Source organism: Halomonas gemina, assembly GCF_023554995.1.
GTDB lineage: Bacteria > Pseudomonadota > Gammaproteobacteria > Pseudomonadales > Halomonadaceae > Halomonas > Halomonas gemina.
The window spans coordinates 25,830-41,240 of the sequence record NZ_JAMJPK010000002.1 but is presented as its reverse complement, the minus strand read 5'-3'; the positions used below and the strand labels follow the sequence as shown (position 1 = coordinate 41,240).

15 protein-coding genes are annotated in these 15,411 nt (G+C 67.3%); 3 read left to right on the top strand and 12 right to left on the bottom strand.

Annotated features, from left to right (window positions below):
• Nucleotides 1–4 precede the first annotated feature (4 nt).
• Entirely contained in the window at nt 5–1,150 is a 1,146-nt protein-coding gene (locus tag M8009_RS04260) for an RNA-guided endonuclease InsQ/TnpB family protein (RefSeq protein WP_250059527.1), read from the bottom strand.
• Between the two features lie 253 nt (nt 1,151–1,403).
• Between M8009_RS04260 and M8009_RS04255 the strand changes: the two genes are divergently transcribed.
• Nucleotides 1,404–1,826 carry a VOC family protein gene (locus tag M8009_RS04255; RefSeq protein ID WP_250059526.1) on the top strand — a complete coding sequence of 141 codons (423 nt, stop codon included), beginning with the start codon at nt 1,404–1,406 and terminating at the stop codon, nt 1,824–1,826.
• A gap of 174 nt (nt 1,827–2,000) precedes the next feature.
• Here the strand turns inward: M8009_RS04255 and M8009_RS04250 are convergent, their stop codons facing one another.
• The 11 genes from M8009_RS04250 to ffh form a co-directional block, all read right to left on the bottom strand.
• Nucleotides 2,001–2,618, bottom strand: a complete 618-nt coding sequence (locus M8009_RS04250; RefSeq protein WP_250059525.1) for a YitT family protein — start codon at nt 2,616–2,618, stop codon at nt 2,001–2,003.
• Between the two features lie 13 nt (nt 2,619–2,631).
• Nucleotides 2,632–4,395: a single-stranded-DNA-specific exonuclease RecJ gene (locus M8009_RS04245; protein ID WP_430886894.1), complete on the bottom strand. Its 1,764-nt coding sequence runs from the start codon at nt 4,393–4,395 to the stop codon at nt 2,632–2,634.
• A 243-nt stretch (nt 4,396–4,638) separates the two neighbouring features.
• Nucleotides 4,639–6,027, bottom strand: a complete 1,389-nt coding sequence (gene thrC / locus M8009_RS04240) for a threonine synthase (protein ID WP_250059523.1) — start codon at nt 6,025–6,027, stop codon at nt 4,639–4,641.
• 3 nt (nt 6,028–6,030) lie between these two features.
• Nucleotides 6,031–7,347 carry a homoserine dehydrogenase gene (locus tag M8009_RS04235; protein WP_250059522.1) on the bottom strand — a complete coding sequence of 439 codons (1,317 nt, stop codon included), beginning with the start codon at nt 7,345–7,347 and terminating at the stop codon, nt 6,031–6,033.
• 88 nt (nt 7,348–7,435) lie between these two features.
• Complete coding sequence (locus tag M8009_RS04230; RefSeq protein ID WP_250059521.1) at nt 7,436–8,176, bottom strand: DsbC family protein; 741 nt, start codon at nt 8,174–8,176, stop codon at nt 7,436–7,438.
• A 3-nt stretch (nt 8,177–8,179) separates the two neighbouring features.
• A complete protein-coding gene (xerD, locus tag M8009_RS04225) occupies nt 8,180–9,082 on the bottom strand; it encodes a site-specific tyrosine recombinase XerD (RefSeq protein ID WP_250059520.1) in 903 nt (300 codons plus the stop codon).
• A gap of 117 nt (nt 9,083–9,199) precedes the next feature.
• Nucleotides 9,200–9,556, bottom strand: a complete 357-nt coding sequence (gene rplS / locus M8009_RS04220) for a 50S ribosomal protein L19 (protein ID WP_250059519.1) — start codon at nt 9,554–9,556, stop codon at nt 9,200–9,202.
• A 160-nt stretch (nt 9,557–9,716) separates the two neighbouring features.
• Nucleotides 9,717–10,478 carry a tRNA (guanosine(37)-N1)-methyltransferase TrmD gene (gene trmD / locus M8009_RS04215; RefSeq protein WP_250060044.1) on the bottom strand — a complete coding sequence of 254 codons (762 nt, stop codon included), beginning with the start codon at nt 10,476–10,478 and terminating at the stop codon, nt 9,717–9,719.
• 68 nt (nt 10,479–10,546) lie between these two features.
• Nucleotides 10,547–11,095, bottom strand: a complete 549-nt coding sequence (rimM, locus tag M8009_RS04210; protein ID WP_250059518.1) for a ribosome maturation factor RimM — start codon at nt 11,093–11,095, stop codon at nt 10,547–10,549.
• 40 nt (nt 11,096–11,135) lie between these two features.
• Entirely contained in the window at nt 11,136–11,384 is a 249-nt protein-coding gene (gene rpsP, locus M8009_RS04205) for a 30S ribosomal protein S16 (protein WP_151443516.1), read from the bottom strand.
• A 228-nt stretch (nt 11,385–11,612) separates the two neighbouring features.
• A complete protein-coding gene (gene ffh / locus M8009_RS04200) occupies nt 11,613–13,022 on the bottom strand; it encodes a signal recognition particle protein (protein WP_250059517.1) in 1,410 nt (469 codons plus the stop codon).
• 226 nt (nt 13,023–13,248) lie between these two features.
• Between ffh and M8009_RS04195 the strand changes: the two genes are divergently transcribed.
• Together M8009_RS04195 and M8009_RS04190 are read left to right on the top strand one after the other, a co-directional pair.
• Nucleotides 13,249–14,049 carry a cytochrome C assembly family protein gene (locus M8009_RS04195; protein ID WP_250059516.1) on the top strand — a complete coding sequence of 267 codons (801 nt, stop codon included), beginning with the start codon at nt 13,249–13,251 and terminating at the stop codon, nt 14,047–14,049.
• 76 nt (nt 14,050–14,125) lie between these two features.
• On the top strand, nt 14,126–15,409 hold the full coding sequence (locus tag M8009_RS04190; RefSeq protein ID WP_250059515.1) for an HlyC/CorC family transporter: 1,284 nt from the start codon (nt 14,126–14,128) through the stop codon (nt 15,407–15,409).
• Nucleotides 15,410–15,411 lie beyond the last annotated feature (2 nt).

Sequence of the window (15,411 nt, the reverse complement as noted above, 5' to 3'; positions counted from 1 at the left end):
CAATTCACCGAGAACTGGACACGGAGACGGGCTCCATGCCGCTTACATTCTCTCCAAGGGCTAACACCGCCAGCCCGGCGGCTTTGATGTTGATCGCAGCGTTCACATCACGGTCGTGTTCGGCTGCGCACTCCGGGCATGTCCAGGTGCGAATCTGCAACAGCATCTCGGGCATCACATGCCCACAGCCGGAGCAACGTTTGCTGGAGGGATACCATGGGTCGATGGCCGAGAGCTGCCGGCCTGCCCAGGCGGCCTTGTACTCCAGCTGGCGGACAAACTCCCCCCAGCCGGCATCGCTGATCGACTTGGCCAGCCGAGGGTGGCGCAGCATGTTCTTCACCTTGAGGGACTCGACGCAGATCACTTGGTTCTCGTTGACGATCTGGCGGGACAGCTTGTGCAAGCGGTCCATCCGGCAATCGGAGATTTTGGCGTGAAGACGAGCGACTTTCTTCCGGGCCTTGGCACGGTTCTTCGAGCCGAGCGTCTTCTTGCTCAGCCGACGCTGTGCTTTGGCAAGACGGGTCGCGTATTTCGCCGTATGGCGGGGATTGCCGATTCGATGCCCGTCGCTGGTGACGAACAGGTCTTTCAGGCCGAGGTCGATGCCCACCCTCTTCGGGGTGACGGGCAGCGCCGCGGGTTTGAACTCGCACAGGCAGCTAACGAAGTAGCGCCCCGCCGAGTCCTTCGACACGGTCACAGTGGTCGGTTCGCTGGGCAGCTCACGGCTCCAGCGTACCGGCAGCGGCGCCTTGCACTTGGCCAGAAACAGCTTCCCGTCGCGGTAAGTGAACGCCGAGCGCGTGAATTCCGCCGATTGGCGGTGTCGCTTGCTCTTGAAGGTCGGGTAACGGGCTCGTCCCTCGAAGAAGTTCTTGAAGGCCGTCTGCTGGTGGCGAAGGCACTGCTGAAGCGGGACCGAGCTGACCTCATTGAGGAAGGCGGTTTCTTCAGCTTTCTTCATCCGCGACAGCTCCGCGTTCGCCGCCACGTAGCCGATCTTCTCTCGGCGTTCGCGGAAGGCATCGGTGCGATAGCGAAGCACCGCGTTGTAGACGAAACGCACACACCCGAAGGTCCTGGCCAGGAGGTGTTCCTGTTCAGGGGTCGGGTAGAAGCGGTATCGGTAGGCGCGTTTCGTCATTCCTACACTGTATAAATAAACATGCATAGATAGCAACCACCTGAGAAGGAGGCAGCGAGAGAAGGGTCGTCCTGGCGGACGACGCGCTATCCCTCCCCGCACTAAAAGTACGGGGTATCTCGCGCAAAACTGATGAGCTGGATCGTCAATCTCGCCGGCCTGGCCCTGATCGCCCTGATCGCCTGGTGGTTCTGGGGGAGCCGGCGCTGACCATTGCTAGACTGAAGGGGAATTGCCGGAAGCGGAGGTGGCCATGCCCAGGTTGAACGGTGTGCTGGAGACCGCGCTCTACGTCGAGGACATGACCCGGGCACGGACCTTCTTCGAGGGCGTAATGGGGCTCGCCCCCTTCAACGCCGACCATCGCTTCACCGCCTACGACGCCGGCGCGGGCTCGTCGGTGCTGCTGCTCTTCCTGCATGGCGAGACGCTGGAGACGGTGGTGCTGCCGGACGAGATGGGCACCATTCCGCCCCACGACGGCAGCGGCCGGGTGCACCTCGCCTTCGCCATCGCCGCCCGTGAGCTCGCGGCCTGGGAAGGCCAGCTCGAGGACCACGGCATTGCCATCGAGGGGCGGACCCACTGGCCGCGGGGCGGGGAGAGCATCTATTTCCGAGACCCCGATGGCCACCTGCTGGAACTGGCCACTCCCGGGGTCTGGCCCAACTATTGAGCCACCACGCCTAGGAGCCTGTCGGGCTTGACCAATCGTAGCGAGAGATTCGGGTTTCGAGACAAGTTCATCGATCTGTTGAGGCGAATAGCGTGCTCTTTAACGAAACAGATCGAATGAAATTGGCCGAAAAACCGGATTTCGCAGTAGATTAGCGTTAAGTCCGACAGGCTCCTAGCTGACGCCCATATAGCGACCGGGCTTGTGGTTCAGCGCGATGATCAGGTTGAGCGCCACGGCGCCCAGCACCGAGAGGCCCACCCGCTCCATCGGCAACACCAGCAGGGCAACCAGCATGATGAGCGCATCGATGCCCAGCTGGACGTAGCCCGCCCGCCAGCCATAGCGGTCCTGCAGGAAGAGCGCCAGGATGTTGATGCCGCCGAGGCTCGTGCGGTGGCGGAACAGCACCAGCATGCCGATGCCGATCAGGCTGCCACCCATCAGGGCGGCGTAGAGCGGCTGCAGCCACTCGATGCGGATCCAGCCGGCGGTGAGTTCCGAGAACACCGAGACCAGGCCGATGGCCACGAAGGTACGCAGCGTGAACGACCAGCCCATGCGACGCACCGCCAGCCAGTAGAACGGCAGGTTGATCAGGAAGAACCAGATCCCGAAGCGCCAGCCGGTGGCATATTGCAGCAGGAAGGCCAGGCCCGCGGTGCTGCCGGTGAGCAGCATCGCCTGGGTATAGAAGCTGACGCCGAGGGCGACGAAGAGCGTGCCGACCAGCATCGCCATCACGTCCTCATGGGGGCGATGGGGGTCGGTGGGCAGTTCCTGGGGATCCATCTCGCTTTCCTTCTTATAGTGGCTCGGCGTGCTCGACCATCAGCTGCAGACTCTCGCGCCCCCGCCAGCGGTTGCGGTTGAGCTTGAAGGCGCAGCGCAGGCGATCGCCGACGCCGAAGGCCGGCATCTCGCCAGGGGTCAGGGCCCGGAACCAGATCGCCTTCAGGCTCGTGGCCCCGACGGAGAGCTCCAGCATCAGGTGGCTGCCATCGGCACCCACCGGGCGCAGTGCCTCGACCAGGAACTCGCCCTGGAACAGCGGGGCATCGAACTCGCGGCCATAGGGCCCCAGCCGCTCGAGCTCGTCCAGGGTGGCGAGGCAGAGCTGATGGGGCGCCAGCTCGCCGTCGGTGAAGATCCGCGGGCAGAGTTCGGTATCCCCCAGCTGCTCGCCCACCGCCTGCAGGAAGGCCGTACGGAACGCCGCCAGGTGCTCGCGCGGCACGCCCACCCCGGCGGCGCCGCGGTGGCCGCCGAAGCGCGGCAGCGCCTCGGGCGCCAGTTCGAAGGTGCGCTGCAGGGCGTCGCGCAGATGCAGCCCCTCGATAGAGCGTCCGGAGCCGGTGAGCATCCCGGGGGCCGCCGCCGGCGTCAGCACCAGCGCCGGCCGGCCGAAGGCCTGCACCAGCCGCGAGGCGACGATGCCCTGCACGCCGGGATGGCCCTCTTCCAGGAAGACGACGATGGCGGGCTCGTCGGCGGCCAGGGCCGGCAAGGCCAGGGCCTTGGCCTCCTCGGCCATGTCGGCCTCGATCGCCTTGCGCGACTGGTTGTCCTGATCCAGCACCTCGAGATAGCGGCTCGCCACATGATCCTGCTCGGCGAGCATGAAGTGCAGCGCCGCATAGGGGTCGTCGAGTCGCGATCGGGCGTTGATTCGCGGCCCCATCTGGAAGGCCAGGGTCTCGGCATCGAAGGGCACGCTATCGGCCCCCAGCCGCGCCGCCATGGCACGCCAGCAGGCGGCTTCCATGCGATTGATCAGCGCCAGGCCGTGGGTCACCACCGCGCGGTTGGCGGGGCTTCCGCCCAGGGAGACGCAGTCGGCCACCGTACCCAGCGCCACGTAGGAGAGCCAGGGTGAGAGCTTGGGCGTCGCCGCGGGCAGTACCCCCCACTCGAGCAGCACGCCGCGGGTCAGCGACATGACCAGCCAGGCCACCATGCAGCCGGCGATGGTCGGGTCAGGATAGTCGCAGTCGTCGCGGGTGGGATTGACCACGGCGTAGGCCGAGGCCGGCGGCCCCTCCAGCGGCAGGGCGTGGTGGTCGCTGACCACCACCTCGATGCCGGCGTCCTTGAGCCGGGCGATGCGCGGCTCATCACTGCTGCCGCAATCGGCGGTGATCACCAGGCTCGGGCGCGGCGCGAGCGCCAGGGTGCGCTCCACCAGCGGCAGGCTGATGCCGTAGCCATCATGGATACGGTGGCCGATCAGGCTGTGCAGGCGCGCCTCGGGCACCCCGAAGAGCTCGACCAGGGTGCGCCGGATCACCACGTGTGAGGTGATGCCGTCCACGTCATAATCGGTGAGGATGCCGATATGCTCGCCGTCCACCACCGCCTGGGCGATGCGCTCGGCCGCACGCCGTGCGTCTGCCAGCTTCTCGGGGTGGGCCAGGTGGCGCAGGCTGGGAGAGACCAGTGGTGCCAGCTCCCCCGGGTAGCCGGCCAGGCGTCCGGCCAGCACCCGGGCCTGGAGTTCGGAGAGCCCCTCGCGCTGGGCGCGGGCGTAGAGGTCGGCGTTGCGGGGCCGCGGCAGGATCTGCGGCCTCAGGCGCTGATGAAGATCGACGGGGTCGCTGACGGCGTCCAAGCCCGGCTCCTGCAATTAAGAGACACGAAGAAGAGAGGTGGGAGGCAGATGCTCGCTCGGGGCTGATCCGGCGACAGGCCTGCGAGGAGGCGCTGTGAACCCCTCCCTGGGCGCTACCGACGCCATCCCTGGCGTAGGACCTCCTCTTCGGCCTGTCCCCGGCGCCCCTCGCTGCCTCTCGCTTCCAGCTTATAGCTTCTAGCTTTAGCGGCGGTTCTCGACAACGAACTGCTGCACGGCGGAAAGCTCCGCGGGTAGCACGGTGTAGCGCTCCTCGCGCTCCAGCAGGTCATCCATGTGCGGCGGCAGCGGCACGCCCGGGAAACCGGCCTTGACCACCGCCTCGGCGAACTTGGCCGGGTGGGCCGTGGCCAGGGTGATCACCGGCGTCGTGGCATCGGCACGCGCCTGTTCGGCGGCACGGTAACCGGTGGCGGTGTGCGGGTCGAGGATCTCCTGGGTGCGGTGATGCGCCTCGCGGATCACCTCCAGGATGGTGGCATCGTCCACGCTGTGGCTGGCGAAGGACTCGCGCAGCCTGGCCAGCGGCGCCTCGGCCAGCGCCGAGGGCTCGGCCTGGAAGCGCTCGAGCAGGGCCTTTACCGAGGCCCCGTCACGCTCGTAGGCCTCGAACAGCAACCGCTCGAAGTTGGACGACACCACGATGTCCATGGAGGGCGCCAGGGTCGCCACCAGTTCCCGCTTCGAGAAGTCATTGTCGGCCAAGGTGCGGTGCAGGATGTCGTTGGCGTTGGTGGCGATGATGAACTGCTTGACCGGCAGCCCCATGCGCTTGGCCATGTAGCCGGCGAAGACGTTGCCGAAGTTGGCCGAGGGCACACAGAAGCTCACCGCCCGGTGGGGGTCCCCCAGCGCCACGGCCGAGGCCACGTAGTAGACGATCTGGGCCATGATGCGCGCCCAGTTGATCGAGTTCACCGCCACCAGCCGGGTACCGTTCAGGAACGACTGGTCAGCGAAGCTCGCCTTGACCATCGCCTGGGCGTCGTCGAAGTTGCCCTCGATGGCGACATTGAAGACGTTGTCGGCCAACACCGTGGTCATCTGGCGGCGCTGCACCTCCGAGACCCGCTGGTAGGGGTGGAGGATGAAGATGTCGAGGTTGTCGCAGTGGCGGCACCCCTCGATGGCCGCCGAGCCGGTATCGCCGGAGGTCGCCCCCATGATGACGGCCCGCTCGCCGCGTTTCTGCAGGAAGTGGTCGAGGATGCGGCCGAGCAGCTGCAGCGCCACGTCCTTGAAGGCCAGCGTCGGGCCATGGAACAGCTCCAGCAGGAAGTGGTTGGCATCCAGCTGGTTGAGCGGCACCACGGCGTCGTGGCTGAAGGTGGCGTAAGCCTCCTCGACGATGTCGCGGAAGGTCGTATCGTCGATCTCGCCGTTGACGTAGGGCCTCATCACCCGGAAGGCGATCTCGGCGTAGGAGAGCCCCGCCATGCCCGCGAGATCGTCGCGGGAGAGCTGCGGGATCTCCTCCGGCACATAGAGGCCGCCGTCGCTGGCCATGCCGGTGAGCACGACCTCCTCGAAGGAGAGCGCGGGCGCCTGCCCGCGGGTACTGATATAGCGCATGGCTTACTCCTGCTCGTCCAGCGACTCGACGCGGATCCGCGTCACCGGGCCGGCGATGTCGGCCAGCGACTCGATCAGGCGGATCGCCTCGTTCATCTGCTTCTCGCGGGTGCGGTGGGTCAGCAGGATGATCGGCACCAGCTCGCCCTCGGTGGCCTCCTTCTGGATCAAGGCCTCGATCGAGATGCCCTGCTCGGAGAGGATCGTCGCCACCCGCGCCAGCACGCCGGGGCGGTCCACCGCCAGCAGCCTCAGGTAGTAGGCGGTGATGATGTCCTCCATGGGCATGATCGGCAGGTCGCTCTCCTGCTCGCCGATACCGCTGAAGGCCAGGTAGGGCACCCGGTAGTGGTGGTCGGTGGCGATGTCGCGGGCCACGTCCAACAGGTCGGCGACCACCGCGGAGGCGGTGGGCTCGGCACCGGCACCCGCCCCGTAGTAGAGGGTCGGCCCCACGGCATCGCCCATGATGGCGATGGCGTTCTTGACGCCATGCACACTGGCCAGCAGACGCTCCTTGGGAATCAGGGTCGGGTGCACGCGCAGCTCGAGACCCGCCTCGGTGCGCTTGGAGATACCCAGGTGCTTGATGATGTAGCCCAGGTTGTCCGCCTGCTCCACGTCATCGGCGGTGATGCGCGAGATGCCCTCGGTGTAGGCCTTGTCGAACTGCAGCGGCACGCCGTAGGCGATGGAGGCGAGGATGGTCAGCTTGTGGGCGGCGTCGATGCCCTCGACGTCGAAGGTCGGGTCGGCCTCGGCATAGCCCAGCGCCTGGGCCTCGGCGAGCACGTCCTCGAAGGCACGCCCCTCGTCGCGCATGTGGGTCAGGATGTAGTTGCCGGTGCCGTTGATGATACCGGCCACCCACTCGATGCGGTTGGCCCCCAGGCCCTCGCGCAGCGACTTGATCACCGGAATGCCGCCGGCCACCGCGGCCTCGAAGGCCACGATCACGCCCTTCTCGTGGGCGGCGCGGAAGATCTCGTTGCCGTGCACGGCGATCAGCGCCTTGTTGGCGGTGACCACGTGCTTGCCGTGCTCGATGGCGGTGAGCACCAGTTCGCGGGCCACGTCGTAGCCGCCGATCAGCTCGACCAGCACGTCGATGTCGGGGTTGGTGGCCACCTCGAAGACGTCGGAGGTGGTCCGGATGCCGGTGGTATCACACTCGGGATTGAGGCTGCGGAAGGCGACCTGCTCGATGACGATCGGACGCCCCGCCCGCCGGGCGATGTCGTCGGCATTGCGTGTCAGCACGTTGAAGGTTCCGCCACCGACGGTCCCCAGGCCACAGATTCCCACTCTCACCGGTTTCAATGTCATTCCCCTCGTTCTGGCGTGTGTCTCAGCGTGGATCGGGCCCGTCGTCCGGGCCCACCGTGCCGACGTTCATCGACGTCGGTCATCACTCGTTCAGGCCGAGCATGGCGGCCAGGCGCTCCGCCGGCACATAGCCGGGCACCAGGCGTCCGTCGGGCAGCACGATGGCCGGCGTGCCCTGGACGCCGAGCTCCATGCCCAGATGATACTGTTCCTCGACCGGATTGTCGCAGTCGGCGGCACCCGACAGCCCTTCCTCGCGCTTGGCCGCGGACATGGCCTCGGCCGGATTGTCGGCGCACCACACCTGCTGCAGCTCGCGCCCCCCGGGCGAGCCCAGGCCGCTGCGCGGGAAGGCCAGATAATGCACCTCGATGCCCATCTCGTTGAGGCGCGGCACCTCCTCGTGGAGTTGCCGGCAGTAGGGGCAGGTGGTGTCGGTGAAGACCATCAGGGTGGCGCGGCTCTCGCCGGTGCTGCGGAAGACCACCCGCTCGCTCTCCGGCACCGCGGCAAGACGCCCGCTGCGCTCGGCGTTGCGCCGCTGCTCGGTGAGGTTGACCAGGCCGCCCTCGGCGTTCTCGTAGAGGTCACCGACCAGGAAGTGGCTGCCCTCGGCGTTGCTGTAGAAGGTCTCGCCGCTCTCCAGCCGGACCTCGAAGAAGCCCTCCAGCGGCGTCTCGCGCACGCGCTCCACGGGCATGGACTGGCCGTTGACCGTGAGGGTCTCGGCCAGTTGCTCGGCCGGGTCGGCCTGGGCGACGGGCAGCAGAGCCAGGGAGGCGGCGAGCAGTCCGCCGCCTAGGGTAAGGATCGATCGTCTCATGAATCAGCCTCGAGGATGATGGTCGGCATGCAGGGCTTCCAATCGCACCTGCGCCACATGGGTGTAGATCTGCGTGGTCGAGAGGTCGCTGTGACCGAGCAGCAGCTGTACGACACGCAGGTTGGCCCCATGATTCAACAGATGGGTGGCGAAGGCGTGGCGCAGGGTGTGTGGCGACAGCGGCCGGTCGATGCCCGCGGCACGCGCATGGGCCTTGATGCGGTGCCAGAAGGCCTGGCGCGTCAGGCAACGATCGCCGCGGCCGGGAAACAGCGCCGGCCGGGTGATATCGACCATCAGCGCACCCCGGGCACCGCGCAGGTAACGCGACAGCCACGCCACGGCCTCCTCGCCCAGCGGCACCAGGCGGTCCTTGTCGCCCTTGCCCCGTACCCGAACCACGCCCTGGCGCAGGTTGACCGCATCGGTGGTCAGCCCGACCAGTTCGCTGACCCGCAACCCGGCCCCGTAGAGGACCTCGAGCATCGCCCGGTCCCGCAGCCCCAGGTCGGTGGCGAGATCCGGGGCCGCGAGCAGGCGCTCCACCTCGGCCTCCTCAAGGGTATCGGGGAGCGAGGGGCGCACCCGGGGCAGGCGCACCTCGGCCAGCGGGTCGTGGTCGACGAGCCCTTCTGCCAACGCCCAGCGGTAGAAGCCGCGCAGGCTGGAGAGCAGCCGGGCGTTGCTGCGCAGGCTGTAGCCGGCCTCGCGTCGCTCGTCGAGCCAGGCCGGCAGCACCCCGCCGGCCGGGGCCAACAGCCGCTGGTCGACGCGCGCGAGACACGCCTGCCAGGCGCTCAGGTCGTGGCGATAGGCGGCCAGGGTATTGTCGCTCGCGCCCCGCTCCAGCCACAGGCCGTCGAGGAAGGCGTCAACCAGCGCACCCGCATCCATGGTGGTTTGCATACGGCTCCCGGCGATCCCCAGCAGCACGAAACCCCGCCCCGCGGCAGCGGTGACGGGGTCTCGCGAGAGGTGCGGGGCCAGGGGCCCCGACACCACGGGCCGGCAGAGGCGGCTGCCTCAGGCCAGCTTTTCCTTGATGCGGGCAGACCTGCCGCTGCGCTCGCGGAGGTAGTACAGCTTGGCCTGGCGCACGTCGCCGCGACGCTTGACCGCAATGGAGTCGACCAGCGGGCTGTAGGTCTGGAAGGTCCGCTCGACACCGACACCGTGGGAGATCTTGCGCACGGTGAAGGCCGAGTTCAGGCCACGGTTGCGCTTGCCGATGACCACGCCCTCGAAGGCCTGGAGACGCTCGCGGGTGCCTTCCTTGACCTTGACCTGGACGACCACGGTATCGCCGGGGGCGAAGGCCGGGACTTCCTTGCTCATCTGCTCGCTCTCGAGCGCCTGGATCACCTTGCTCTTGCTGCTCATGACATTGACTCCTTGATAACCTGATCCACCGGTCGGCTTGGGTTGCCGGCGAATCGTGATCCCGGCGCCCGAATCGAACTCGAGAGCGCGGGAATGCAGTTGGTGACACAGGTCCGCCGGGCCCGCTCGGGGGCATGACGTCCTGCACCTCCGCCCTGACCTACCTCGTGGACAGTGCGTAGTCCTCGATGAACTCCTCGAGCAGCTCGCGCTGCTCGCCACTCAACGTCCTGCCTTCCAGCAGGTCGGGACGCCTGAGCCAGGTCCGCCCCAGGGACTGCTTGAGCCGCCAGCGCCTGATGGCACCATGGTGGCCGCTGAGCAGCACCTCCGGCACGCCGCGTCCATCGACTGTCTCCGGGCGCGTGTAGTGCGGACAGTCCAGCAATCCGTCGTTGAAGGAGTCCTCGACCGCGGAATCCTGATGGCCCAGCACCCCGGGCACCAGCCTTGCCGCAGCATCGATCAGCACCATGGCCGGCAGCTCGCCGCCGCTGAGCACATAGTCGCCGATCGACCACTCCTCATCGATGTCGGCTTCCACCACCCGCTCATCGATGCCTTCATAGCGTCCGGCCACCACCACCAGGGGGGGGCCGGACGCCAGTTCCTGCACGCCTCGCTGATCCAGGCGGCGCCCCTGGGGCGAGAGGTAGATGACCTTCGCCCGCGTCCCGGTAGCCACCTCTGCCCGCTCGCGGGCGGCGTGGATGGCCGCGCGCAAGGTGTCGACCTTCATCAGCATCCCCGGACCACCGCCATAGGGGCGGTCATCCACGGTGCGATGCCGGTCGGTGGCGTAGTCGCGGGGGTTCCAGAACTCGAGCGCGATGCGCCCCTTGTCCACCGCCCTACCCGTGACGCCATGGCGAGTGATCGCCTCGAACATCTCGGGAAACAGCGAGACCACCCCGATCCACATGCCGGCCGCCGGCTCGGATGCCGTCGAATCGGAGGTCATCACACCGGACTCCGTCAACGCCGCTTCCGTCAAAACTCCGGATCCCAGTCGACGGTCATCACGCCGGCCACGAGGTTCACGTCCAGAACCACCTCGCCGGGCAGGTAGGGCAGCAATCGCTCGCGGGCCTCGATGCCCTCGTCGACCTCGCCCTTGACCACCATGACGTCGTTGGCGCCGGTCTCGAACAGGTAGTCGATCCATCCCAGCGCCTGCCCCTCGTGCGTTACCACTCGGAGTCCCTCCAGCTGGTACCAGTAGTAGTCACCAGCGTCGAGGGGGGGCAGCTCCGCCTTGGGCAGCAGGATCTCAGCACCGGCCAGGGCCTCGGCCGTCTCGCGGCTGTCGATACCCTCGAGCCGGGCCACCAGACCCTTACCCTGGCGACGTCCCTGAAGGACGCTCACCCGGGTCAGCGTCGTCCCCTGTCGCAGCACCCAGGCTGCGTAGTCGAGGATGCCCTCCATGGGACTGGTGTACGAATACACCTTCAGCCAGCCCTTGACGCCGTAAGGGCTGGTCAGCGTACCCAGCACCACATGATCGTCGGCGGGCTGCGCTTGCGCGTGTTCGCTCATCGACGACCCCTGGAGCGTTGCAGCCGGCAAGTCAGGCCCTTCAGGCCTGCTTGCGGGCTTCCTTGACCAGCTCGGCAACGCGATCGGAGAGCTGGGCACCCTGGCTCTGCCAGTGGCTGATGCGTTCCAGATCGATGCGCAGGCGCTCTTCCTGGCCACGGGCCACGGGGTTGAAGAAACCCAGACGCTCGATGAAGCGACCGTCACGGGACTTGCGGGAATCGGTCACGGCGAGGTGGTAGAAGGGACGCTTCTTGGCGCCACCACGTGCCAGACGAATGGTAACCATGCGTTGATTATCCTTCGGTTGAAGTTGCGGATGTTTCGGCCGAGGCGCCGATACCCGGCTGGCCCTCGACGATCTGCTACGGGAAGCGGGCCGACGGCCCGGCTTCGGGTCATTCGGTCACGACGATGACCGCGCCGATCGCGGTCCTGCCAGTGAAGACGCAACATTCTACGGAAAACCGCCCGACTTGGAAACCTTTTTGCGGGAGCCGCCCCGCCACGGGCCGGCTCAGCGCCACGGCATGCCACCGGGACCGCCCATGCCCCCCATGCCACCGGGCCCGCCCGGGCCGCCGCCGCCCATCATGCCGGACATGCCGCGCATCATCTTCTGCATGCCGCCCTTCTTGCCCGCCTTCTTCATCATCTTCTGCATCTGCTTGTGCTGCTTGAGCAGGCGGTTGAGGTCCGGCACCTGAAGGCCGGCACCGGCGGCGATGCGCCGCTTGCGCGAGCCGTTGATGATCTCGGGCTTGCGCCGCTCCTGGGGGGTCATGGAGTTGATCAGCGCCTCGAGCTTGCCCAGCTCCTTCTCGGGGCCGGGCCCCTGGGCCATCTCGGCCATCTGCCCCATGCCCGGCAGCTTGCCCATCAGGCCGCCCATGCCGCCCATCTTCTTGAGCTGCTGGAGCTGGTCGCGGAAGTCCTCGAGGTCGAAGCCCTGGCCCTTCTTGACCTTCTTGGCCAGCTGCTCGGCCTTCTTCTTGTCGACGGTGCGCTCGGCCTCCTCGATCAGCGACAGCACGTCGCCCATGCCGAGGATGCGCGAGGCCACACGGTCCGGATGGAAGGGCTCGAGGGCATCGACCTTCTCGCCCACACCCATGAACTTGATCGGCTTGCCGGTGATGTGGCGCACCGAGAGGGCCGCACCGCCGCGGGCATCGCCATCGGCCTTGGTGAGGATCACCCCGGTCAGCGGCAGCGCCTCGTGGAAGGCCTTGGCGGTGTTGGCCGCGTCCTGGCCGGTCATGGCGTCGACGACGAACAGCGTCTCGTCGGGCACCACAGCCTTATGCAGCGCCTGGATCTCGGCCATCATCGCCTCGTCGATGGCCAGGCGACCGGCGGTATCGACGATCACCACGTCATGGAACTGGATCCTGGCGTGCTTGATCGCCGCCTCGGCGATGTCAACGGGCTGCTGGTCGGAGCGCGACGGGAAGAAGTCGACCTCGACCTCGCGGGCCAGGGTCTCGAGCTGGTCGATGGCCGCCGGGCGATAGACGTCGGCGGAGACCACCAGCACCTTCTTCTTCTCCCGCTCGCGCAGGTAGCGCGCCAGCTTGGCCACCGAGGTCGTCTTGCCCGCGCCCTGCAGGCCGGCCATTAGCACCACGGCCGGGGCACCCTTGAGGGTCAACCCCTCGTTGGCCTCGCCCATGATCGCCTCGAGCTCCTGCTGGACGATCTTGACGAACTGCTGCCCTGGAGAGAGGCTCTGGGAGACCTCCTGCCCCACGGCGCGCTCGCGCACGCGGTCGATGAACGCCTTGACCACCGGCAGGGCGACGTCGGCTTCGAGCAGCGCCCGGCGCACCTCGCGCAGGGTGTCCTTGACGTTCTCCTCGGTCAGGCGCGCCTGACCCTTGATCGACTTGAGCGTCTGCGACAGACGCTCGCTGAGATTCTGGAACATGGGGCCTCTCCACTGACGATGGCCGGAGAGCCGACCCGGCACCGACCGGGGGCTCCCTGCAATGGTCGAAAATTATACGCCCTGTGGCCGCCAGTCTCCATGCGTGGCGGGCATTCGCGCCCCGGCGCGACACGCCGCCGCGCTGTGCGCGGCCGGAGGGATTCGGTATAGTAGCGGCTCCATTTCCTACCACCAGGCGCTGGCGAAGGCGCACGGACAGCGATCGATGCAGCCGCTCTCACTTGCCGTCATGGCCTTCATCTTCTATATCGGGGCCGCCTCCTGGCAGGGGCTGACCTTGGCCAGGCGGGCGCCACCCCGCGCCATGCTGGTGCGTGGCCTGGGCCTGCTCGGGCTGCTCTGCCACCTGCCCCTGGCCGCCACCCTGCTGGCCCGCGGCGACTCCCTGCTGCCCGGCCTCTCCACCAGTGCGGTGCTGGCCAGCGGCCTGGCCGTGCTGGTGCTGCTGGTGGTCAGCCTCGTCAAGCCGGTCCTCAATGTCGCCACCGGCCTGCTGCCGCTGGCCGGCCTCACCCTGCTGCTGGCGGTCGGCCTGCCGAGCCCCGAGCGCGCGACCGGCATGACCCCGGGGATCGCCCTGCACGCCCTGAGCAGCGCGCTGGCCTTCGCGCTGCTGGCGATTGCCGCCATCCAGGCGGTGCTGCTCGGCATCCAGAACCAGGCACTGCGCCACCACCACATCCGCGGCGTGGTCCAGTCGCTGCCGCCGCTGACCACCATGGAGCGGATCCTCTTCGAGCTGATCTGGGCCGGCATGGTCCTGCTGACCCTGTCGATCGTCAGCGGTTTCCTGTTCCTCGACAACATGTTCGCCCAGCACCTGGCCCACAAGTCGATCCTCTCGCTGGCCGCCTGGGTGATCTTCGCCACCCTGCTGTTCAGCCACCACCGGCTGGGCTGGCGGGGCATGCGAGCGGTCCGCTGGACCCTCGGGGGCTGTGCGGTACTGCTGCTGGCCTATTTCGGCAGCAAGTTCGTGCTGGAGATCCTGCTCAACCGCAGCTGACGCCGGCACGCGCCTTGACACCGGATGACCGAATCCCTACAACTCGAGCCTGTTACGCCTTTGAGGATCCTTCGACTTGAGTGACGACTTCCCGCTGGGACTGCTGTTCGGCCTGCTGTTCCTGCTCGTCTGTCTTTCCGCCTTCTTCTCCAGTTCCGAGACCGGCATGATGTCGATCAACCGCTACCGCCTGAGCCACCAGGCGAACAGCGGTGAGGAGCGCGCCCTGCGGGTAATGCGCCTGCTCGCCAGGCCGGACCGGCTGATCGGCGTGATCCTGATCGGCAACAATCTGGTCAACAACCTGGCGGCCGCCATCGCCACGGTGCTCGCCATCCAGTTCTTCGGCGAGGTGACCGGCCCAGCCATCGCCCCGCTGGTGCTGACCATCGTGATCCTGATCTTTGCCGAGGTCACGCCCAAGACCTACGCCGCCGTCAAGCCCGAGCGCATCGCCTACCCCGCTTCCCTGGTGCTCGAGCCGCTGCTCAAGCTGCTCTACCCCCTGGTGTGGCTGGTCAACGCCATCTCCAATGGCCTGCTGCGTCTGCTCGGCGTGAAGAGCATCGACGGTGAAAGCGACAACCTGACCCGCGACGAGCTGCGCACCGTAGTGCACGAGGCCGGCACGCTGATCCCGCGCCGCCACCAGGCGATGCTGCTGTCGATCCTCGACCTCGAGAACGTCACCGTGAACGACATCATGGTCCCGCGCCATGAAGTGATGGGCCTGGACCTGGACGACGACCTGGAGGAGATCCTGGCCCGCATCCGCACCAGCCAGCACACCCGGGTACCGGTCTACAAGGGCGACATCAACAACATCATCGGCATGCTTCACCTGCGCAACGCGGCACGCTTCCTGTCCCGCGGCGAGGTGACCAAGGCGGCCATCGTCCAGGAGGCCCGTGAGCCCTACTTCATCCCCGAGTCCACCCCGCTGCACACCCAGCTGCTCAACTTCCAGAAGCAGAAGCGGCGCATCGGCATCGTGGTGGACGAGTACGGCGACGTGGAGGGGCTGGTGACCCTGGAGGACATCCTCGAGGAGATCGTGGGCGAGTTCACCACCGACGTGGCGGGCCTGGACCAGGAGATCCACCTGCAGGACGATGGCAGCCACGTGATCGACGGCACCGCCAACATCCGCGACATCAACAAGGCACTGGGCTGGCAGCTGCCCACGGACGGCCCCAAGACCCTCAACGGGGTGATCCTCGAGCATCTGGAGTCCTTCCCCGACGGCCCGGCCTGCCTGCAGATCGACAGCGTGCGCATGGAGATCCTCGAGGTCCGCGACAATCTGATCACCGCGGCGCGCTGCTGGCAGCCGGTGCGGCGCCCCGCCCGACGCGGCTGAGC